This window comes from Embleya scabrispora DSM 41855 (genome assembly GCF_000372745.1).
GTDB lineage: Bacteria > Actinomycetota > Actinomycetes > Streptomycetales > Streptomycetaceae > Embleya > Embleya scabrispora.
Window position 1 is genome coordinate 83,712 of the sequence record NZ_KB889618.1, and the last position, 20,930, is coordinate 104,641.

18 protein-coding genes and 3 pseudogenes are annotated in these 20,930 nt (G+C 72.5%); 16 read left to right on the plus strand and 5 right to left on the minus strand.

Features of this window, described 5'->3' with window-relative positions:
• The first annotated feature begins 6 nt into the window (after positions 1-6).
• The 6 genes from A3IC_RS68585 (at position 7) to A3IC_RS68595 (ending at position 4,970) form a co-directional block, all read left to right on the plus strand.
• Entirely contained in the window at positions 7-162 is a 156-nt protein-coding gene (locus tag A3IC_RS68585; protein WP_158695931.1) for a hypothetical protein, read from the plus strand.
• Positions 163-241: 79 nt separating this feature from the next.
• Positions 242-1,216 (plus strand): HEXXH motif domain-containing protein, encoded by a 975-nt coding sequence (locus A3IC_RS68590; RefSeq protein WP_020550408.1) that lies wholly within the window; start codon positions 242-244, stop codon positions 1,214-1,216.
• Positions 1,213-2,445, plus strand: a complete 1,233-nt coding sequence (locus A3IC_RS0112580) for a YcaO-like family protein (protein WP_020550409.1) — start codon at positions 1,213-1,215, stop codon at positions 2,443-2,445. The genes A3IC_RS68590 and A3IC_RS0112580 overlap by 4 nt, the downstream gene beginning before the upstream one ends.
• 73 nt (positions 2,446-2,518) lie before the next feature.
• Positions 2,519-3,367, plus strand: a complete 849-nt coding sequence (locus A3IC_RS54015) for a class I SAM-dependent DNA methyltransferase (RefSeq protein WP_020550410.1) — start codon at positions 2,519-2,521, stop codon at positions 3,365-3,367.
• Positions 3,364-4,704 (plus strand): cytochrome P450, encoded by a 1,341-nt coding sequence (locus A3IC_RS0112590; RefSeq protein WP_020550411.1) that lies wholly within the window; start codon positions 3,364-3,366, stop codon positions 4,702-4,704. Before A3IC_RS54015 ends, A3IC_RS0112590 begins: the two co-directional genes overlap by 4 nt.
• Complete coding sequence (locus A3IC_RS68595; RefSeq protein ID WP_020550412.1) at positions 4,701-4,970, plus strand: ferredoxin; 270 nt, start codon at positions 4,701-4,703, stop codon at positions 4,968-4,970. Before A3IC_RS0112590 ends, A3IC_RS68595 begins: the two co-directional genes overlap by 4 nt.
• A gap of 215 nt (positions 4,971-5,185) precedes the next feature.
• On the opposite strand, the gene A3IC_RS0112600 is transcribed toward A3IC_RS68595, so the two are convergent.
• Complete coding sequence (locus tag A3IC_RS0112600) at positions 5,186-6,127, minus strand: WD40 repeat domain-containing protein (protein WP_020550413.1); 942 nt, start codon at positions 6,125-6,127, stop codon at positions 5,186-5,188.
• 456 nt (positions 6,128-6,583) lie between these two features.
• Here A3IC_RS0112600 and A3IC_RS0112605 point away from each other — a divergent pair, with 456 nt between their 5' ends.
• The 6 genes and pseudogenes from A3IC_RS0112605 to A3IC_RS0112630 all read left to right on the plus strand — a co-directional run bounded on the left by A3IC_RS0112605 (position 6,584) and on the right by A3IC_RS0112630 (position 11,769).
• Positions 6,584-7,477, plus strand: a complete 894-nt coding sequence (locus A3IC_RS0112605; protein ID WP_245599243.1) for a hypothetical protein — start codon at positions 6,584-6,586, stop codon at positions 7,475-7,477.
• A 97-nt stretch (positions 7,478-7,574) separates the two neighbouring features.
• Positions 7,575-9,287, plus strand: a complete 1,713-nt coding sequence (locus A3IC_RS0112610) for a DUF885 domain-containing protein (protein ID WP_020550415.1) — start codon at positions 7,575-7,577, stop codon at positions 9,285-9,287.
• A gap of 200 nt (positions 9,288-9,487) precedes the next feature.
• Positions 9,488-9,742, plus strand: a pseudogene (locus tag A3IC_RS72995) (methyltransferase); the annotation flags it as partial.
• Between the two features lie 143 nt (positions 9,743-9,885).
• On the plus strand, positions 9,886-10,149 hold the full coding sequence (locus tag A3IC_RS73000) for a class I SAM-dependent methyltransferase (RefSeq protein WP_321184079.1): 264 nt from the start codon (positions 9,886-9,888) through the stop codon (positions 10,147-10,149).
• A 365-nt stretch (positions 10,150-10,514) separates the two neighbouring features.
• Positions 10,515-11,237, plus strand: coding sequence for a neocarzinostatin apoprotein domain-containing protein (locus tag A3IC_RS0112620; protein WP_020550417.1), 723 nt, complete (start codon positions 10,515-10,517; stop codon positions 11,235-11,237).
• A gap of 160 nt (positions 11,238-11,397) precedes the next feature.
• Positions 11,398-11,769 (plus strand): STAS domain-containing protein, encoded by a 372-nt coding sequence (locus tag A3IC_RS0112630; protein WP_020550419.1) that lies wholly within the window; start codon positions 11,398-11,400, stop codon positions 11,767-11,769.
• Positions 11,770-11,904: 135 nt separating this feature from the next.
• Here A3IC_RS0112630 and A3IC_RS54030 read toward each other — a convergent pair whose 3' ends face one another.
• The 3 genes and pseudogenes from A3IC_RS54030 to A3IC_RS67385 all read right to left on the minus strand — a co-directional run bounded on the left by A3IC_RS54030 (position 11,905) and on the right by A3IC_RS67385 (position 14,799).
• Positions 11,905-13,062 (minus strand): hypothetical protein, encoded by a 1,158-nt coding sequence (locus A3IC_RS54030; protein ID WP_020550420.1) that lies wholly within the window; start codon positions 13,060-13,062, stop codon positions 11,905-11,907.
• 365 nt (positions 13,063-13,427) lie between these two features.
• A pseudogene (locus tag A3IC_RS70880) lies at positions 13,428-13,801 on the minus strand (SDR family oxidoreductase); the annotation flags it as partial.
• Positions 13,802-13,875: 74 nt separating this feature from the next.
• A complete protein-coding gene (locus tag A3IC_RS67385) occupies positions 13,876-14,799 on the minus strand; it encodes a hypothetical protein (protein WP_020550422.1) in 924 nt (307 codons plus the stop codon).
• Between the two features lie 55 nt (positions 14,800-14,854).
• On the opposite strand from A3IC_RS67385, the gene A3IC_RS54045 reads away from it, so the two are divergent.
• Both A3IC_RS54045 and A3IC_RS0112655 read left to right on the plus strand, forming a co-directional pair.
• The gene (locus A3IC_RS54045) at positions 14,855-16,318 is read left to right on the plus strand and encodes a pyridoxal phosphate-dependent decarboxylase family protein (RefSeq protein WP_052173434.1); all 1,464 of its coding nucleotides are present in this window, start codon (positions 14,855-14,857) and stop codon (positions 16,316-16,318) included.
• A 173-nt stretch (positions 16,319-16,491) separates the two neighbouring features.
• Entirely contained in the window at positions 16,492-17,793 is a 1,302-nt protein-coding gene (locus A3IC_RS0112655) for a WS/DGAT domain-containing protein (RefSeq protein ID WP_020550424.1), read from the plus strand.
• A gap of 78 nt (positions 17,794-17,871) precedes the next feature.
• Here the strand turns inward: A3IC_RS0112655 and A3IC_RS54050 are convergent, their stop codons facing one another.
• On the minus strand, positions 17,872-18,498 hold the full coding sequence (locus A3IC_RS54050) for a PP2C family protein-serine/threonine phosphatase (RefSeq protein ID WP_020550425.1): 627 nt from the start codon (positions 18,496-18,498) through the stop codon (positions 17,872-17,874).
• 67 nt (positions 18,499-18,565) lie between these two features.
• Between A3IC_RS54050 and A3IC_RS54055 the strand changes: the two genes are divergently transcribed.
• Complete coding sequence (locus A3IC_RS54055) at positions 18,566-19,933, plus strand: ATP-grasp domain-containing protein (RefSeq protein ID WP_079026404.1); 1,368 nt, start codon at positions 18,566-18,568, stop codon at positions 19,931-19,933.
• Positions 19,930-20,766, plus strand: a pseudogene (locus A3IC_RS54060) (Rossmann-like domain-containing protein); the annotation flags it as partial. The gene A3IC_RS54055 and the pseudogene A3IC_RS54060, both read left to right, overlap by 4 nt.
• Positions 20,767-20,930: the final 164 nt, after the last annotated feature.

Sequence of the window (20,930 nt, forward strand, 5' to 3'; positions counted from 1 at the left end):
GTGCCGATGACCATCGCGCGCCGACGATGGCGCTCCCGGTGGTCCTCGTCGACGACGGAGGAGCCGGCGATCCGAAGGGAGTCCGATATGCACGACGACATCGAACTTGTCCCGGAAGAAGAACTGCCCGAGCTGGCCTTGATGATCGACCTTCCCAGCTGAGCCGACGTCACCGTGCGCGGCGGGTTGGACTCTCCGGCCCGTCGCCCATCCCGCACCGGGGTCACGAGAGGTACTCGCGATGCGCGTGGAACCAGATGCCGGGCAAAGCGCCGAGGAACGCGCGGTGCTGGCCCACATGACGCAAACGATCCTGGCGCGAGCCGACTTGACGGTCACCCCGCCGGAATCGACACACCCGGCAGTCATCGAGACGGCACACGTCGCCCAGCGAGTCCTGCGGGCCGACCCATCCGACCCACTACGCCTCCGGGCACTGGGCCGAATGCTCGAACGCGCCAGAGCCGACATCGCCGACCCGCCACCCGAACTCGGCTGGCCCGTCGACCTCGTCGCCCCACGCGCACATCTGGAACGCAGTGTGGCCCGGGCGCTGAAGGCCGTTCCGAAGCAGGAAGACCATGCCACGGGCCCACCCGCCTCCGCCGTGGTCGGCTGGCGCGACGCGGACACCGAGACGATCCGCGAGACCACCATCCTGCTGGCCGAGGTTTGGCCCGAGGCATGCGCCGAACTCGGCGAAATCCTGGTACAGATCGCGCTGTTGCACGGCCCGGCGATCGACGGCTTCACCGACTTCGGCGTCCACGGCGCGGTGTTCGTTCGACGCGACCGCTTGGACCGCGGCGCGGACGGGCTGCCCGGCCCGGTCCGCCTGGCCGAGGCCCTCGTCCACGAGGGGGCGCACACCCGCTGCAACGCCGCTACGGTCGCGGCCGAGCCCTTCCTGCGCCCCGCCGAGGGCGACGGCCCACTCGTCGCCACCCCGCTGCGCGCCGATCCGCGGCCGCTCACCGGCCTGTTCCAGCAGGCGGTCGTGCTGGCCCGGAGCGTACTGCTGTACCGGCACCTGCTGGACGCCGACCGGCCGGCGACCACGACGGAGGCGGCCAACGCCATCCGTACCCGGCACGATCTGCTCGCCCGCTCCGCGACCGACGCCGTGGGCACCCTGCGCGATCACCGCGACGCGCTCACCGGCCACGGACTGTCCGTCCTGGACCAGGCCGTCGACGTCGCCCGGACGCACGGGTGACGCCCGCGCCCGCGTGGGACCCGCAGGTGTTCAGCCCCTACGACCGCAGGCCCGACATCGTCATCGCGCGAATCGCCGTGCGCTCGGCACACTTCGACCCGGTCTGCGCGTCCGGCAATCGACCGATCGTGGTCGGCAGCGCAGCCGGACACCGCCGCGAACAGGTCGTGACGAGCGCCCGCGGTGAACTCCTGGAGCGTGTCGGCAACATCCTGGCCGGCCGCGCGGCCGAGGCGAACGACGCGGCACTGGTGGCCACGTACGCCGAGTTGCGCCGCCGCGGCATGCCCGCGCTCGACCCCGCCGCCGCTACCCCGGACGGTTTCGCGAACGCCACGCCCCCGGAGACCGCCCGCACCACCCGGCGACTGTGGGTTCTCGGGCGCCGGGCGCACACCGACGCAGAGATCCACGTGCCCGCCGGAGCGGTCTTCCTGCACCATCGCCCGCCGACCGGCTGCGACCCGGGACCGGGCGTCGGTTCGACCGGCCTCGCCGCGCACCCCGATCCGCAGGCCGCCGCGGACCACGCCGCCTGGGAAATCCTCGAACGCGACCTGATCCGCCGCAGTTGGTACGGCCTGTCGCCCGCCCCGACCCCGTTGCCGACCGGCGAACCGCCCGACTCGCCGGCCACGCTCCTGACCGAACTCGACGTCACCGCAAGCATCCTGGACATCCCCGCCACCCCCGGCACCCGCTGCGTCGTGGTCTGTCTGCACGCCCCCAACGGCACCGGCCAGACCTTCGGAGCCCGTTGCGGCCTCGACTCGGCCGTGCCGCCGCTGATCGAGAAGGCGGCCTACGAGGCACTCATGGTGCGGTGGAGCATGACCAGCCCGGTGGCCGTGGACACCTGGACCCGATGGCAGGGGAGCCACCCGCCACGGACCGCCGTGCAACACGCCCTGTGGGCCTACCACCGTCAGGACAGCCTGGCCCTGTGGACCTCCCGCGACCACCACGACGCCGACCCCGCGGCGCCGCAACAGCCCGCCACCCACGCGACCCCCGAGACCGCGACCGTGCCGGCGAACCGATCCGGCCTCACCGCACTCGCCGCGCACACCGCGCGCGACGTCATCCTCGTCGACACCACGGCCGGCCCCGCCCGCACGTTCGGCACCACCGTCATCCGGGCCATCGCCCCAGGCGCAGCCGCGCTACCCACCGGACCGGCCGACGAGCACCACCCACCGAAGTCACCGGCCCCCCATCCCTTCGGCTGATCGATCCCCGACCCACGGACCCCCGACCCACGGCCCCGACGAACCCGACCCGTCGCGAAGCCAAGGAGCCGCCATGCCCAGGACCGACAGCCCGCCCACCCGAAACCCCCGACCGGTCACCACGACGCCCGACCCCGCCGGTGGCGTGGAGCAGCGATCCGAGGCTGCCGCCGAGCCGGCCGGCTCGGGCTACGCCGACGCCCACGCCGCCGACTACGACCGGTGGTTCGGCAAACCCGGGATCACCGGCGCGACCGTGGACGCCCTGGCCGGCCTCGCCGGTTCGGGACCCGTACTCGAACTCGGCATCGGCACCGGCCGCGTCGCCCTCCCGCTCGCGCGACGCGGCCTGCGCGTACACGGCATCGACGCCTCCGAAGCGATGGTCCGCCATCTGCGCGGCAAGCCCGGCGGGTCGGAAATCCCGATCACCATGGGTGACTTCGCCGAAGTGGGCGCTCCCGGTCCGTTCTCCCTGATCTACCTCGCCGGCGGGACCTTCTTCGAACTCCCCGACAGCCGAGCCAAACAACGCTGTCTGGCCGCCGCGCAGGCCCGCCTGCAACACCCCGGCGGTGTCTTCGTCTTCGACGCACACCTCCCCGAAGCCCTCGCGGTCGCCGCCGCGTCCGGTGTCCCCGAGGTCGTAGCCGAAACCGACGAACACCTCATCCTGTGTCACCGCCGCATCGACGCGTCCACCCAGACGTACCACTCCCACTACCTCATCCACGAGTCCGACCGCACCCGCCATCTGCGCGTCGCGTTCCATTACGCGTCCCCCGGCGAACTCGACCTGCTGGCCCGGCGATCGGGCCTGCGACTCAAACAACGTCTGGGCTCCTGGGCGGGCGCACCCTTCACCCGGGACAGCACGTACCACGTCTCCGTCTACGAACCCGCCACCCCGGAGCAACCGTGACCCCCCAAGCCCCCGAGCCGCGACGGCAGTCGCCTTCCGCCTCCGGAACACGACCACAGCCACCCCGCACCTCCGGAACCGGCCCGGCCTCGGCATCGACACCGCGGCCGCCTGCCTCCCTCGACGGAACCGACCCGATCCCCAAGCCGCGAACGGACCCCACCCCCACCCAGGTCTTCCCCCTCCCGCACCGCGACGGACTCGACCCCATCCCCGAGTTCGCCGACCTGCGTCGGGACGCTCCGTGTACTCGGATCCGACTCCCCAGCGGCGACCGAGCCTGGCTGGTCACCCGCTACGCGGATGTGCGTCTCGTACTGGGCGACCCGCGCTTCAGCCGTACCCGTGCCACCCGAGGCAGCGGCCCGCGCATGGCCGACGTCCCCACCCTGGCCGACTCGATCCTGGCCGCCGACCCGCCCGTACACACCCGCCTGCGCAAACTCGTCGCCGCCGCCTTCACCGCCCGCCGCGCGGAAGCCATGCGACGCGACATCGCCCGCCTGGTCGGCGACCTGCTCGACACGGTCATCGCGCACGACCGCCCGGCCGACCTGGTGCCCCTGTTCGCTCGACCCCTGCCACTGGCCGTCATCTGCGACCTCCTCGGCACCCCGCGCCACGACGGTGACCGCCTCGACGCCTGGTGCGACGCGCTACGCAGCCTCACCGCGATCCCCGACGCGGCCGTCACCCACGCGGTCGGCGAGATGACCGGCTACATGGCCGGGCTGATCGCCGACAAACGCCGGCGCCCGGCCGACGACATGCTCAGTGTCCTGATCGCTGCCCGCGACGACGAGGACCGTCTCACCGAGGACGAACTGGTCTCCTTCTGCGTCGTCCTCCTCGCCGGCGGCTACGGCACGACCTCCGACCGCCTGTCCGGCATGATCCACCTGCTCCTGGCCGCCCCCGAGCGTTACCGGCACATCCGCGACAACCCCGAAGCCATCCCCACGGCCATCGAGGAACTCCTGCGCTACGCGCAAACCAACATCCAGGCCAACCTCCGCGTGGCCACCGAACCATTGACCCTCGCCGGCGTCGACATCGCCGAAGGCGATGCCGTCATGGCGATCAATTCGTCCGCCAACCACGACGAATCCGTCTTCGACACCCCAGAACAACTGGACCTCACCCGAAACCCCAACCCCCACCTGGGCTTCGGCCACGGCGTCCACCACTGCGTGGGCGCCCAACTCGCCCGCGTGCAACTCCAGGAAGCGCTCACCGCCCTGACCCGGCGCTTCCCGACCCTGCGCTCCGCAGCCCCCGCCACCTGGAAGTCCGGCCTGAAGACCCGAGCCCCCCGAACCCTCCCGGTGACCTGGTGACTCCCCGGCCCCCGACCCCGTCCTCGAACGGATCCGCCCAAGGCCCCACCCACGCCCACGTCGACCTCGACCTGTGCATCGCCTCGGGCATCTGCGCCGCCACGGCCCCCACCCACTTCACCCAGGCCCCCAACGGCCAGGCCCGGGTGCGCCCCGACGCCCCGCCCCCGACCACCCCGGCCGAAGACGCCGCGGCCCTTTGCCCGGTGGAAGCCATCACCCTCACCCGGGCTCCGGCCCCACATCCCCCACCGAAGTCGACCTGACCGCCCACACGACCGGGACACCGCGACGCCGGGTCGGCGCAGCGCCGGATACCGCGGTTTCCCGGACACCACACCGACCGAGCGCGCGCTGCGGCCAGCACCCCAGCCCCCTGCGCACCGTTTGCGCCGATGGGCGACTCACACCCGATGGCCGACGCAGGCCGATGCCGCCCACGCGGCCCGCCCGTTCGCGGTCGCCGCGTGGACGACCCGGATCAGCGCTTCCGCTTGAACTCGTACACCGTGGCGCGTGCGGCACAATCACGCGGCGGAATCATCTCCACCCGCAGGACACCCGTACGCCGGTCGTAGTCGTTCCCCTCGGTCTCGAAGTCGGCGGGAGCGCCCGGACATGCGCTCAGCAGCGGCAGCCCACCGAGCGAAGTCACGTGCCCGGTCACCGTCTTCCCGTCGAGCGCCTTCTTCAGCTCGATCTGCAGCAGCGGCTTGGCCACGGGGAACAACTTCGCGTCGGAGTCGTCCGACGCACAGACCAACCGCTTCTCGTCCAGGAACGTGCACCCCTGGATGTCCTTGACCGGCCGGTCCAGTTCGATGGTCGCGGCGAGCGGGAGGGTGCCTCCGGTCCGCGGCGTGGCCGCATTCAGCATCGGTGTGGGAAAGACGAGCAGCCGATTCATCGTGTCCCACTCGCCGGAGACGAGCCAACGAGCATCGGGGGAGACCGCGGCGAAGGAGTTGTTCATCGCCTCACCCGCCGCCAACGGGTGCACGTACTCGTAGGCGTCCCCCGCCGGCGTGGTGACCCGGAACATCTTCGCCGTCGCGTCCCCACCGCCCTGGTAGGCATCGAACACGTATCCGCGCGAGGAGTCCGGGTCACCGATGTGCGACCAGCCACGCTCACGCACGGGCGCCGGAATCGAGGTGTTCCCGGCGTAGTACATGTAGGGCTTCCCGTGGTGCGGCCGCACGCCGGCCAACCCCTGCGCCTGGGACTGCGCGTCGATCTCGTACTTCCCGACCGGCTTCCACCCCTTGACCGCGGACGGGAACGCCGCCCCCGCACCGTCACCCGCCGCCTCCGCCGCCTGCGCCGTACCCGCGAGCCCGCCGCCGGCACACAGCGCAACACAGACCGCGCCGATCGACGCCCCTCGCCATACCGCTCGCAGACCCTTCGCGACCAGCCTCATAGCCACCGAACTCCTCAACCGCGCCGATCCCACGCCAATGTGTTCGAACGCCAAGACCATGGCGCAGAACTGTGTCCGCCAGACGCCCCCCACCTGAACACCCCCAATCCACTTCCCAACGTTCCGCTTCCGGGCGGGTGGACCCGTGAGGACGGCTACCAGGGCCGGTACGGCTTGCACGGTGCGTGAGGAGTGCCGGGGCTGGAAGAGCCCGGCGACTCCCGCCGTGCCTCGGGAACGGTTGCGGGCACGGGCGCCCGCCCGCGCGCCCGCCCGCCCGAAGGCGGCTCCTACCGGGCCGGGTTGGCCAGGGCGGAAACGGGAAGGTTGCCGCTGATCGGCCGTCCGCTGATCCGTGCCCTCAACCGTCGTCCCGTGCGTTCACCCGTTCACCCGTTCGTCTGTTCGTCTGTTCGTCCGTCCATTCGTCCGTTGTGTCGAGAGGGAGCGCCCGTGATGCGCAGAGCTTCACGTACGAGTGCCCAAAAGGGTCATCCATTCGGTCGTCGGCCCACCGGTGGGTGGGCCGACGTGGTGTGGGACTGGTCGAAGTCCGGTACCCGTCACGCGGCCCGGAACCGATTGTTACGACGGCTGCCCGGTGTCGGGTCGGCGACGGCGTACCGATTCGGCCTGGTGGAGCGGGCGCACTACGCGTACGGCGTGCGTCGAGCCACCGAATCGGCCGCGCGCCTGGGGCATCGGGGCGTGACGGTGGTGGAGTTCGGCGTGGCCGGCGGCAACGGGCTGCTGGCGCTCGCCGAGCATGCCCGCTACTATGCCGCCGCCACGGGCGTCACGGTGCGGGTGGTCGGCTTCGACGGCGGAGTGGGCATGCCGCCGGCCGAGGATCCTCGGGATCTGCCCTACCTGTTCGGTCCCGGCTTCTACGCCATGGACCACGACCGGTTGCGCGCCCGCCTGGGGGAGGCCGAACTGGTCATCGGCGATCTCGCCCGGACACTGCCCGGCTACCTCGACACCCACACGCACGAACTCCGGGATCACCCGGTCGGTTTCGTCGCCCTGGACCTGGATCACTACACCTCGACGGCGACCGCGCTGGAGCTCTTCCACCGCCCCGGCCACGAGCACCTGCTGCCCCGCGTCACCTGCTATCTCGACGATCTGCCGGGCACCACCGAGCACATCGGCGAGGCCGCCGCGATCACCGACTTCAACGCCGCCCACCCGGACCGGGCGATCGGCCGAGTTCTGGGCCTGCGCGCGTTCACACCCTTCGACCCACCCTGGGCCGACCAGATCTACGTCCACCACCGCTTGGACCACCCCGACTACGCCACCCTGGAAACCGGCGCCACCGGCGACCAACTCCCCCTCACACCATGACGACCGAAAGCAGCACGCACCACCACCGCGCCGAGACAGCCCACGTGAGCAGGGAACCCATGTGACGCCGGCCCCGTCGCCATACGAGGATGTCCACATGTCAGACAACAGCCCCTCGTTGCCCCGTCGGGTCGCCGACACCTACGTCGACGAGCTCATCGCCCTCGACCCGATCACCGGGACCTACCTCGGCGTCCCGGAAAGTTCCGCCGAATTGCCCGACCTCTCGCCGGCCGGGCGTGAGGCGCGCGCCGACCTCGCGCGGTCCACGCTCGCCAGGCTTGCCCGGGCCGAGCAACAACCCGGCGCCGACGACGACATCGAGCGCCGCTGCGCCCGGCTGCTCCGTGAGCGGTTGACCGCGGAACTCGCCGTGCACGACGCCGACGAGGGCCTGCGTACCGTGGGCAATCTCGGTACGCCGCTGCACGACGTCCGCGAGGTGTTCTCCGTGACACCCGCGCAGACCGTCGAGGACTGGGCGGCGATCGCCGAGCGCCTGCGCGCGGTGCCCGACGCGCTGGAGGGTTACCGCGCGTCGCTCGCCCTGGGCCTGGAGCGCAAGCTGTACGCGGGGCCGCGCCCGACCGCGACGTGTATCGACCAACTCGGCGAGTGGGCCGACACCGACGGCAACGGCCGCGGCTGGTTCGAGGACTTCGCCGCCGACGGCCCGGACGCCCTGCGCACCGAACTCGACGAGGCCGGGCGCGCCGCCACCACCGCCGTCGCGGCCCTGCGCGACTGGATGCGCGACGTGTACGCCCCCGCCGTGGCCGGCGCTCCCGACACCGTCGGGCGCGAGCGCTACGCCCGCTGGTCGCGCTACTTCAACGGCACGGACTTCGACCTGGACGAGGCATACGCCTACGGCTGGTCGGAGTTCCACCGCATTCTGGGCGAGATGCGCGAGGAGGCGGAGAAGGTCCTCCCCGGCGCCGCAACGCCCTGGGTCGCGCTGGCCCACCTCGACGAGCACGGCACCCACATCGAGGGCGTCGACGAGGTCCGGGCATGGCTCCAGAATCTGATGGACCAGGCGATCGACCACCTCGACGGCACCCACTTCGAGCTGGCCGACCGGGTGCGCAGGGTCGAGTCCTGCATCGCCCCGCCCGGGAGCGCCGCCGCGCCGTACTACACGCCGCCGTCCGAGGACTTCACCCGCCCGGGCCGGACGTGGCTGCCGACGATGGGCCGCACCAGCTTCCCGGTCTACGACCTGGTGTCGACCTGGTACCACGAGGGCGTCCCCGGCCACCACCTCCAGCTCGCACAGTGGACCCACATCGCCGCCGACCTGTCCCGCTACCAGGCCACCGTCGGCGTGGTGAGCGCCAACGCCGAGGGCTGGGCCCTGTACGCCGAGCGCCTGATGGACGAACTCGGCTTCCTCACCGACGCCGAGCAGCGCCTGGGCTACCTCGATGCCCAGATGATGCGCGCGACCCGCGTCATCGTCGACATCGGCATGCACCTGGAACTGGAGATCCCCGCGGACTCCCCCTTCCATCCCGGCGAGCGCTGGACCCCGGACCTGGCGCAGGAGTTCTTCGCCGCGCACAGCAGCCGCCCCGCCGACTTCGTCGAGAGCGAACTCACCCGCTACCTGACCATCCCCGGCCAGGCGATCGGCTACAAGCTCGGCGAACGCGCCTGGTTGCTGGGCCGCGAGAACGCCCGCCGGGCCCAGGGCGCCGCGTTCGACCTGAAGTCCTGGCACATGGCCGCACTGTCCCAGGGCTCCCTGGGCCTGGACGACCTGACCGACGAACTCTCCTCGATCCCCGCCCCGGACCCCGCGACGTAACCGCGGCGGTGGCCGGACCCCGCTCACGCGGGAGCGGCGCCCACCAGGGCGTCGTGGGCTGCGTCGCGGGCCATGCCCGCGACGCAGCCGTCCGACGGCCGACAGGACGTCCCGCGGCCCGCCGGCCGGCGCCCGGGACACCGGCGGCCCGGTCCCCGCACCCGAAGTCTCCGCCGAGGGGGTCCGGGCATTCGGGGACGATGTGGTTGCCGAGGCTTCCGGGGACGTACCGTCCACAGGCCGACACGAGACTGTTGGCGTCGGCGTTCGTCGAGCAGGGGCTGTACCGGGCCGGACGGGTGCTCGACGTGGGCGCCGGGACGGGCGCGGTGGCCCTCGCGGCGGCGTCCGCCGGTTCCCGGGCCTGCTCGGTGACCGCGATCGACGTCTCCCGCCAAGCGGTGTGGACCACCCGGCTCAACAGCGCCTGGCGGAGGGGACGCCTGTCCGTACTGCGTGGAGACCTGCTGGAACCGGTCGCCGGACAGACGTTCGACGTGGTGTTGGCGAACCCGCGCCGTACGTGCCCTCGACCCGGGAGAACGCCCCCACGGGCGGAAGCGTCCGGGCGTGGGACGCCGGCACGGACGGAAGGCTCGTGCCGGACCGGCTGTGTGCCCAGGTGCCGCGGCACCTCAATCCCGGCGGGACGCTCCTGGTCGTGCACTTGGCGCTGTGCGGGGTGGGAACGACCCTGGGCCTTTTGGAGTCCCTCGACCTGCGGGCCGAGGTGGTGGCCCGCAGCCTGGAACCCTTCGGCCCGGTCCTGACCGTCCGCGCGACCCTCCTGGAGGAACGCGGTCTGATCGAACCCGGCTGCCGCGAGGAGGAACTGGTGGTCGTCCGTGCCGACGCACGATAGGCCGATCGGTTGTCGCGGCGAGCGGCACGAGTGTGACACCGGGCGGACGCGGGGCACGGACGCGCGCCGAACTTCCGCTCCACTACCGGGTCCACGGGGGCGACGACAGGCAGAGCGACCCGGTCCGGCCCCGGCGCTTTCCCTCGATCGCCCCGGCGCGGCGTGGACGCCGCGTGTCCGGCTCGTCGCGCGGCGTGGATGACCGGGACCCGGCCGGGTAGGGAAGGAAACGAAAGCGATCATCGCGCGTCGTGCCTCGACGCTCCCATGGGAAGCCGGAGTCGAGCCGGCACACACGAGACGAACCCGTCACGCCCACGGCGGGCACGAGCGCGGACCGACGTACGGAAACGGTTGGGATAACCATGGACATGCCCCACGCCTGCCGCCCCTCCCGGTTGGCCCTCGCCCTCGTCGCCGCGCCCGCCCTGATCTGGACGCTCGCGGGCCCACCCGGTCTCGCGCACGCCACCCCCAGTCCGACGAACGACGGGCCGACGTTGACAGCCGACCGTGTCGGCGCACTGGACCCGACCGAAGACCGGATCGCCGTGATCGGCCGCGGTTTCCGGCCCGGCAGCGAGGTGCGGCTCAAAACGTGCGATCCGGCCCAGGGACCCGACAAGGCATGCGATTCCGAATTCGGCGTAGCCCCCGTCCGGGTGGACACCGACGGTACGTTCTCCCGACAACTGCGCGTCCGCGCCGCCTTCGGCCCGGTCGACTGCCTCCGCACCCGCTGCGCCGTGGCCACCACCAAGGTCGGCGGCGGCGGGGACCGCAGCCAGGAGACCTACCTACCGATCGCATTCCGAGGCGAGACTCCCGGCCTGCCGGCGACCTGGTCGGCCGCCCCGGCGGTCGCCCCGAGCGGCGAGGGTGCCTCGGCCGTACCGCCCTCGCCGGTGAGCCCGTCGGCCTCCGCCGACTCGGCGACCTCCAGCGCGCAGAACAACGACGCGGACAAGAACCCCTGGATTCTCCCGGCCGTGATGGTCGGCGTGATCGCGGTGATCGTGGTGATCGTGGTCATCGTGGTCCGCAACCGACACCAGGTGGGCACCGGACAAGGCAGCGGCGACAAGTGACCCGATACCGCTTCCCGCCGACAGGGCCCGACCTCGTCGCCAAGCGTGCGGCCGTGGAGGCCGCCCCGATCGACCGGTACGACCAGCGACGCTACGTCACCGGCATGCTCGCCCCCCTCGCCGCCGTCCACGACACCATCGAGCCCGGGAGCAGCCGGTCATGACCACCGCGCCGCGCGTCGACATCGCCGACACCCGTGGGCAGACGACTGCCCTCACGGTGACCGGGGACCTGGACCTGCAGGCCGTCGCCGTCTTCCACCACACGGTGGCAGACGTGCTCAGCGAGCACCCCACCGTGATTCTGGACCTGACCGGCGTCACCTTCTGCGACTCCTCCGGCCTCAACACCCTTTTGCGCCTTCGGCGCCGCGCCCAGGAGGTCGGCGGCCGGCTCGTGCTGGTCGCGCCGCCCCGGCAGATGTTGCGCCTGCTCTCCGTCACCGGTGCCGTGAGCGTCTTCACCATCCACGGCAGCCTGGCCGAGGCATGGGAGGCGATTCCTGCTTCGGACCCTCCGCCCACAGCCTGACCGAAGCCTTCCGGCCCCTGGCCCCTTCCGCCCCTTCCGGCCCTCCGGCCCTGACGAACAACGCAGCCGCGGACGGCGGCACTGGCGCTCCGGCTCAGGTCCCGCCACCGCTGCGTTCCCGAACCCGGATCAGGGTCACCGTCGGCCCCGGGAACCGCCCCGAGATCGGTTCTCGGTCCGGCCCCGGGCGGCGGTGGTCGTGGTGCCGGTGTGGTCGCCGTCGGCCCGGTGGGCGAGGCGCTCGGCATGCGCGGCGGCCTTCCGGGCGTGGCGTCGGGCGTCGGGCAGGCCGCGTTCGGCTTGTCCGACCCGGTCCCGGGCGTGCTGTTCGGCCTCGGTGGCGTCGCGTTCGGCCTGTTCCGCGTCCGCGACCTCGCGGCGCAGTTCCGCGAGGTGCTCACGGGCTTGCCGCTGTCGTTCCCGTGCGTCGCGGGATTCGGTGCGGGCCTGTTCGAGGGCCGCTTCCGCCGCCACGACGGACGCCGCGGCTTCCTCGGCGCCGCGACGCGCCTCGGCGGCCCGGGCGCGGGCTTCGCGACGGGCCCCGGCCTGCTCCGAGTCGCCCGCTTCGGCCGGCGCCGGGTGCGGCGAGGAACCGGTCCGCCGCCGCGTACCGGAGCCGGACCGCGTACCGGAGCCGGACCGTGAACCGGCGCCGGAACCGGACGCGGAACCGGACGCGGAACCGGACGCGGAACCGGACCGTGAACCGGCGGACGGGCCCGCGGCTGCCGCGGCGTCGGTCGCAACGGACGGGAACACGGGCGGTAGAAGCGGGTGGGCGAGCCGACCGGATGCCCATGCCGCTGCGGCCTCCGGGTCGGCGAGGGCGGCCTGGAGAGTGCTGCGGATCTCGAGGACGGCCTGGTCGCTCAGTGGGTGCCCGGCCTGCCCCGCCAACTCGCCGGCCTGCCCGGCGAGCGCCGTGGTCAGCGCGCGTTGCCGAGCGGACAGCGCCCGCAGCCGGGGCCCGTCGAGATCCCGATGCGCCTGGCGCAACTCCTCGCCGAGCTCCAACAGGCCGCGCACCCGGTCCGGTCGGGCACGCACCAGGACGTTGCTCGCCCAGGCGGCGAGAGTGGGGCGGCGCAGGGCTTTGACCCGCGTCGCGAGGCCGCGTTCCCCGTCCCGGCGGGCCCGGGCGGCCCGGGCGTCGCGTGCGGCGGTGAACTCGGACGGCGGCAGCGCGTACAACTCGTCGGCGACCGCCTCGAAGCCCTCGGCGTCGACGCGGCCGCCGGTGCCCTGCGCGTCGGCGCGATCACCGGAGCCGGATCCGGCGCGACGTGCCATCGGCCCCCGCCTCCTCTCCGCCTCGTCGCCGACCGGCCGGCAGCCGGTTCGCACAGGGCAAAGCTGCCCGAACCAGTCGACGATTACGCGTGCCGGCGCGCCACTACGACGTGATCGGCCGTCCGCGCGGCGGGTTCGGAGACCACCGGCTCGCAGCCGCTGTTCCTGCTCGGCTCCCGTCGCCGGGCCGTCCACCCGAGGCCACGACTCGGCGAAACCGGCGCACCGATGGCGGATGGTACGTAGTCGTGCTCAGGTCCGCGGTTCCGTCGGAGCGCGTTCGGTGAGCTGGTGCAGGCGTAGGGCGAGTTGCAGTTCGAGCGCTTGTTGTGGCTGGTTCCACTCCGGTCCGAGCAGGGCCTCGACGCGGTCCAGCCGCCGTCCGGTGTGCGTGAGGTGCCGGTGATGTGGCGGGCGTGGGGTCGGCACAGGAAGAGGGCCGCCGCGGCGATTTCGTCGGGTTCGATCAGCCGCTTGACCGCCGAGTGGTGGAGCATGATGTCGCGGAGCACGTCGTCGGGGTGGATGCCGTGTGCGGTGGCCTGGGCGGTGATCCGGTTCTCGGTCAGTGGTGTGCGGACGTAGCCGGGGCTGATGCAGTTGCCGGTCACGCCGTAGGGGGCGCCTTCGAGGGCGGCGACCTTGCTGAGTCCCTCCTGGGCGTGTTTGGCGGCCACTGCACCGAGGAGATGTTGACGATGCGCCCCCAGCCGTGGGTGTACGTCATCGACGGAGAGGCGAGCGCCGGCGACGCCTCCTCGGGGCCGGGGCGACGCGGCCGGTCGAAGGGGCGGTGTCCCGGTTCGGGGCACGTTACGGGACGGGGCAGGGTGAGGTCTCCGTTCCGGGCGCCGGTCGGTCGGCCGGCTTGGTGACGGGCGCGGGATCCAGGCCGGCGCGGCGCCGGTGACACAGGCGTTCCAATGCCTGTACCCCCGGTTCCGCGCCGCGGAGCAGGGAGGGCCCGGAGCCGACGAAGCGGGAACAGACGCCCACGTGGGCGTGATGGACGTCGGTCAGGACCTCGACCAGGCGCCGGTGGGCGGGGCGCAAAGTGGAGGACTTCGCCGGCGCGACCAGACCCCACTTGCGCAGGTCCCGTACCAGGACGCGGTGATCGGCCGACCACAGGCCGGAGAATCCGGCTCGCGCAACGTGCGGCGGCGTCATCGAGGGCCGAACGATCTCGTGGTATTCGTCGATGCCGAAGGACGCGGTGACGCGCAGGGCGGCCGCGGAGGCGCGCAGGAAGTGCGCGGCGCTCTCCAAGCCGAGGGCCGACCCGTCCGGCGAGGGAGCGTGCAGGGCGTGTCGCAGGGCGACGACGGTGGCCTGGGTGAGAGCGAAGAACAGGCGATGTCCCTGGACCCAGCGCTCGCGCACCGTGGCCTCCGCCGGAGGCTCGACGGAGTTCGCCCCAGGGGTCAGCCCGGCCGCGTGCGCGGCGAGTTCGAGGTCGGGCTCCGTCAAAGTCCCGTCCGCGTGCCGGGAGAAGGCCCGCACTTCGGCGAGAGTGGCGTACAGGGCGCCGACCAACAGGGGCGCCGGGGCGCAGGCGCAACGTGCGACCGCGAAGTATTCGTCGAACGCGGCTTCGCGGGGCGCGCGATCGGGGAGGCGTCGGTGGTCGGGGGACGTGTGCCGGCAAGCGGATCGACTCGCGGCCTCACGCACGATCGTGAGGTCGTGGGGGAGGCGATCGGGAGGAGCGAGCCACAGCACGGATACGCTTGTCATATGCGTCATTTCAGTAGGTTTATGATGTACGTTAACCGGCATGTCGGGTATTTCTATGGAAGATTCGTTTCGTGGCGTTATCGGCGTGGTCGCGGAGATCCTCGAGGACTATTGGGAGGACCTGCGTGAGGAACGCCTGCCGGTGACGCCCGACCTCCGGCCCGGGGATGTGCGCGCGATGCTGCCCGACCACGTGCCGGCGCACGGCGAACCCATCCGGGACGTGCTGGCCGATGTACGGCGTGTGGTGATGCCCGGGCTCGTGCACTGGCAACATCCGTCGTTCCTGGGCTACTACCCCACTCAGACCAGTCCCGCCTCCGTGGTCGGCGAGCTCTTGGCGTCGGGTCTGGCGGTCCAGCACATGATGTGGTCGACGGGTCCGGCCGCCACCGAACTCGAGGAAGCGGTTTTGGACCAGCTCGCGGTCGCGCTGGGCCTGCCGCAGCGGTTCCTCGGCGGTGGGGACGGTGGCGGGGTCCTGCAGGACTCCGCGTCCTCGGCGGTGCTGGTGGCGCTGGTCGCCGCCCTGTACCGGGCCTCCGACGGGCGCTGGCGCGAGCACGGCACCGAGGGGCGCTACCGCCTGTACTGCACCGACCAGGCCAACTCTTGCGTGCCCAAAGCCTCGCGCATCGCGGGCCTGGGTGAGCCGGCCCTGATCGCCACCAAGGCGGGCACCTGCGAGATGGACCCCCGCGCCCTCCGCGAGAGACTGACGGCCGATCGCGCCGCGGGTGTCGTTCCCGCGATCGTGGTCGCCTCCGTGGGCACCACGGGCACCTGCGCCATCGATCCCGTCGCCGACATCGCCGCGGTGTGCCGCGAGTTCGGGGCGTGGTTGCACGTGGACGCCGCCTACGCCGGATCGGCCGCGATCTGCCCGGAGAACCGCTGGATCAACGACGGCGTCGAACACGCCGACTCCTACGCCGTCAACTGCCACAAGTGGCTGCTGACGGGACCACCCTGCGACGCCATGTGGGTGGCCGACCGACGCAGCCTCACCGCGGCGATGGACATCCGCCCGGACTTCCTGCGCAACCAGGCCAGCGACTCGGGTGACGTCACCGACTTCCGGGACTGGCAGGTGCCGCTCATGCACCCCTTCCGGGCCCTGAAACTGTGGTTCGTCCTGCGCACCCACGGCATCGAGGGCCTGCGCACGCACATCCGCGAACAGCTCTCCCTCGCCGAACTGTTCGCCGACCTGGTCCGGGACAGCCCCGGCTTCGAACTGGTCTCGCACACGCTGGGGCTGGTGTGCTTCCGTCTCGCCGGCGACAACGCGCGCACCGAACGCCTGCGTGCCGACCTGGACGCCACCCGCCGAATCCTGGTGACCCCCACCACCGTCGACGGCCGCTACGTCCTGCGCGCGGCCCTGGGTTCGCGCCTGGCCTCGCAGACCTCCGTCCGCAACGCCTGGGCCCTGGTGCGCGAGGTCGCCGACGCGATCCCCGACGCCCCGCCCACGCCTTCGGACGTGCCGGCGACGGTCTCGGTGGGCGCCCGGTGACCACGAACGCGTCCACTCGTCACTGCGCCCGGGGGGCGGTACCCGCCTCGGCACCGCGGCTGCCGCACCGGCGAGGAGGCCGGGGGCCGAGGTCGAGGACATGACGCGAACCGTGTACGCACGCCCACGGACTCGAACCCGCGCCGCGCGAACGGCATCGAACGGAGAGCACCATGCACGAGCGTGACAGCGAGGCGGGCGAACGTTGGTTCCACTACGGGGCGGCGCACCCCCACTCGACCATGGAGATCGGCGGGGTGGTCCTGGTCTCCGGCCCCGCGCCCTCGACCGACGAACTGCACGCGTTGATCGACATCGTCCGCGCGGCTCACCCACCGCTGCGCGACCGAGCTCGCACGCCCGGTGCGCACGCGCGCGGTCCGACCGTGCCCGCCGATCACCTCGAAGAGTTCGCGCTGCCCGTCGACGGCGGAGAAGCCGCGCTGCACGCGGCGATCGAGCGCGTGTGCGGCCGACCCCTGGCGGACGTCACCTGGGGCACGACCCTGCTCCACGGCCACCGGGAAGACGAGTTCGCCCTGCTTCTGCGCGCCCATCACGGCCTCCTGGACGGCATGTCCCTGGTCGGGATCATGCTCGCCGCGCTGGGTGAACCCAGCCTCAGACGCCACCGCGCACCGCCCAAATCGGCTCCCGTGTGGACGCCCCGCCGTGTGCGTGCCCTGCTCCGGGGGGTCGCCGACCTCGCGCGGCCCGCGGACGCGGTCACGCTGGGCCCGGCGGGTGTCCGGGCGCCGACCGGTCCACCGCGACGCCGATGGGCGCACACTCCGCTGGCCCGGATGAAGGCCATCGCGCGGGCGAGTGGCACCAGCCTGAACGACGTCTACCTCGCCGCCCTCGCCGGCGCGTTGCGCCCCCTGCTGCCCGACGACGCCACCGGCATCGTGCAGGCGATGGTCCCGCTCGACACCCGACGCAGCGACACGAGCGAAGCGGTGGGCAACTTCCACCGCGGCGTCCGCGTCGCCCTGCCCTGCCGAATGTCCACCGCCGCCGAGCGGCTGGCCGCCACACACCTGGCCACCGCGAACATCCGGACCGGCCGCTACGACCCCGACGCGGACACCCTGTTCGACACGCTGCCCACCCGCTGGCACGGTCGGGCCGTGGCCCGCTCCCTGCACCCGCGGCGCACCACCCTGGTGTCCACCCATGTCCCCGGCCCGGCCCGACCGCTCGAACTCCTCGGCCACGGCATCCACACGCTGCTGCCGCTGATGTTCCTGCCTCCCGGCCACCACCTGTCGGTCTGCCTGGCCGAATACGCCGGAACCGCGCACCTGGCCGTCGTCGCCGACCCGAGCCTGCCCGCCGTCGACCAACTCCCCGCCCGATGGCTCGCCGAACTCGACGCACTCGAGCAGACCTCACGCGACGCCGCCTCCACGGTCGCGCCGGAGGCGGTCCACGCTCCGACACCGAACGCCCCGGAGCAGACCGCGACACCGTGACACCGACACCCGTCCGTTGCGACCACCTCGACCGTCGTCGGGCGGACCCGGGCGCGGCGGTACGTTCCGTACCGTGGGTCAGGCGGTGGGCGGGACACGCAAGAGCATCAGGGCGGTGTCGTCGCCGGCGTGGCCGCGGGTGTGCGCGGTGACGGCGTCGGTCAGCCGGGTGAGGGTTTCGTCGGCGCTCATGCCGGTGGTGGCGGCCGGTGCCCGGGCCAGGCGTTGTTCGCCGAACATCGGGTGGCCGCGGCCGATTCGGGCCTCGGTGATGCCGTCCGTGTACAGCAGCAGCGCGTCGCCGGATCCCAGGCGGAAGCTCGTTTCCGGCAGGTGGAGCCGCTCGGTCTCGAACATCGGGCTCAGGAGTGTGCCGTGGCCGGGGACCTCCTCGACGGTGCCGTGCGCTCGGCGGATCAGGGCCGGGGGATGGCCGGCGCTGGTGATCCGGCCGGCGAAGCCGTCCGCGACCGGGTGGAACACGGCCACGGCCACGGTGACGAAACGGTCGCCTGCCGCAGGCTGTTCGATGAGCGCGGTGTGCAGGCGGGTGAGGATCTTGCCGGGCCACGAGTGCTGGGTGGCCTCCGCGCGCAGGGTGTAGCGGGTCAGCGCGGTGACCTTCGCGGCCTCGATGTCCTCGACGATCAGCGGTTCACCGGTGGCGATCAACAGGATCCCACCCGTATTGATAATGAAAACCATTCCCGATACGGTGCGGCGAGTCGAGGCTCTGTGCGAGAGCCGTCGCCGCGGTCGGAGAGGGAGTTCGGTGGGTCATCTGCTGGTTGTCGAGAGTTGGGTCGGGGCGATGAGCGGGTTGTTGCCCAGGGCGATCCATGAAGGCGGGCACGAATTCACCTTCCTGACCCGGGACCTGCACCACTACCTGCGTTCGGCCGCTGAAGGCGAGCCGCATCCGCTGTTGGCCGCGCGGAACATCGTCACCGCGGAGACCAACGACACGACGGAACTTCCGTCCCTGGTCACCCGATTGCACGACGCGTTCGGCTTCGACGCGGTGTTGTCGGCGTGCGACTACTACCTGCCCGTCACGGCCCGGATCGCCGCCCGACTGGGCCTGCCGGCGCCCGCGCCGGACGCGGTAGAGGCGGCCTGCCGCAAGGATCTGACCCGGGTGCGACTGGCCGCCGCAGGCGTTCCCGGTCCGCGCTTCGCGCTATGCCGAGACCTCGGGCAGACCCGGCTCGCCGCACGGGAGATCGGCTACCCGGTGGTGGTCAAGCCGGTCGACCTGTGCGCCGGAATGCTGGTGCGCAAGGTGCACGACGACGCCGAGGCGGCGCGCGCCCACCGGGCGTTGGTCGACTTCCCGGTCAACGCGCGCGGCCAGGAGCGGGCCCCCGTGGTGCTGGTCGAGGAGTTCCTCACCGGTGCCGAGGTCAGCGTCGAGACGGTCACCTTCGACGGACACACCCACGTGGTCGGGGTCACCGACAAGAGCCTCGGCGGAGCACCCTGGTTCATCGAGACCGGGCACATGTTCCCGGCCGCCCTGGACCCGGCTTCGACCCGGGTGGCCGCGGACACCGCCGTACGCGCCGTCGAGGCGCTGGGCCTGGATCACGTGGTCGCGCACACCGAGATCAAGCTGACCCCGGGCGGCCCGCGCGTGGTGGAGGTCAATCCGCGGCCGGCGGGCAACCGGATCACCGAACTGGTCCGCCACGTCACGGGCGTCGACCTGGTCGCCGCGTGCGTGGACGTAGCCCTGGGCCGACGCCCCGACCTCACCGAACGGCCGACCGGGACGCGCAGCGCGGCGATCGGCCTGCTGCTGCCGAACGAGCGGGACCTGCCCGCCGGCGGAGCGGCCACGCTGGTCGGCATCGACGGCGCGGACGCGGTCCGACACCGACCCGACGTGGTCGAACTGTCCCTGGCGCCACCGGGCCGCGCGGTGCGCGCCGCGACCAGCAACAACGAGTACCTGGGCCATGTGATGACCGCCGACACCGAAGGCGCCGCCGCGCGGGAGTCGGCCGAGTGGCTGCTTTCCCGACTGCGGCCGCGCTACGTGGATTCGGGGCCCGTGCCCGGGAGTTCCCCGGCCCCGGGTTCGGTGGACGCGAGTCCCGAGATCGCGAACTCCGCCGGCATGACGGCGGTGCCCCGATGACCGCGCCGCGCTCGCGGCCCGAACCCGTGTGCTCGCTCGACGATTTGCTCGACCGGGTGGCTGCCGGCCGATACGGGCCCGATCCCGCCGGGGAACGGGTGAGCAGCGCGTTTCGTACGATCCAGGCGGTTCGGCACGACGAGCGTGCCGGCGGTTACCGCAACGACGTGCTCGGCGTGCGACTGGGCGCGGCGGTCGGCTCCTGCGCGGCCGAGCCCGGCACGTTGCCCGTCGACACGATCGACGACTGCGTGGGCGCGACCGTCGCCGAACTCCTGGCCCATCCGCTCGCGCCGATTCGAATCGCCGCGCTGGACGCCTACCTGATGTGCCACCGCCCGCACACCCCCGAACACGGTGCCCGTCCGTACCCGTTGCGCGCCGGAACCTCGCTGGACAAATCGCGGGCCCGGGCCCGCGCGGTGGTGGATCTGTTGCCCGTGCACCGGCTGCGCGCGGTACTGGTCGTGGGCGTGGTCAACTCCCTCCTGGAACGGCTGCGCGCGCTCGGCGTGCGGTGCGTGCCGTGTGACCTCAAGGGCGGCACGACCGAGTGGGGCGAGCCGATCCGCCGCGACGCCGAGAGCGAACTGGCGGGCTGCGACGCGATCCTGGCATCGGGGATGACGCTGGGCAACGGCACGTTCGAGCCGCTGCGCGCGCACGCCGCGAGCACCGGCAAGCCGTTGGTGATGTTCGCCCAGACCGGGAGCGCGGTGTTGCCGCTGTTCGTCGGCGCCGGGGTGAGCGCGGTATGTGCCGAGCCGTACCCGTTCTTCTGGCTGGACGGCGGCCCCGGAGTCGTGCACCGCTACGGCGGTTCGAGCGTCGCACCGGGCGCGATGCCCGGAGTCGCGCTCGGAGCGGCCGCGCCGGTCGCACTCGGCGGCGTCGACGTCGGCGCGGAGCGCCATGCCGCCGGCTCCGCCACCGGACCGCCCATCGCGGACCTGGGCACCGGCTCGCCCGCAGCGAGCCGTGCCGCCGTGAGCCGGCC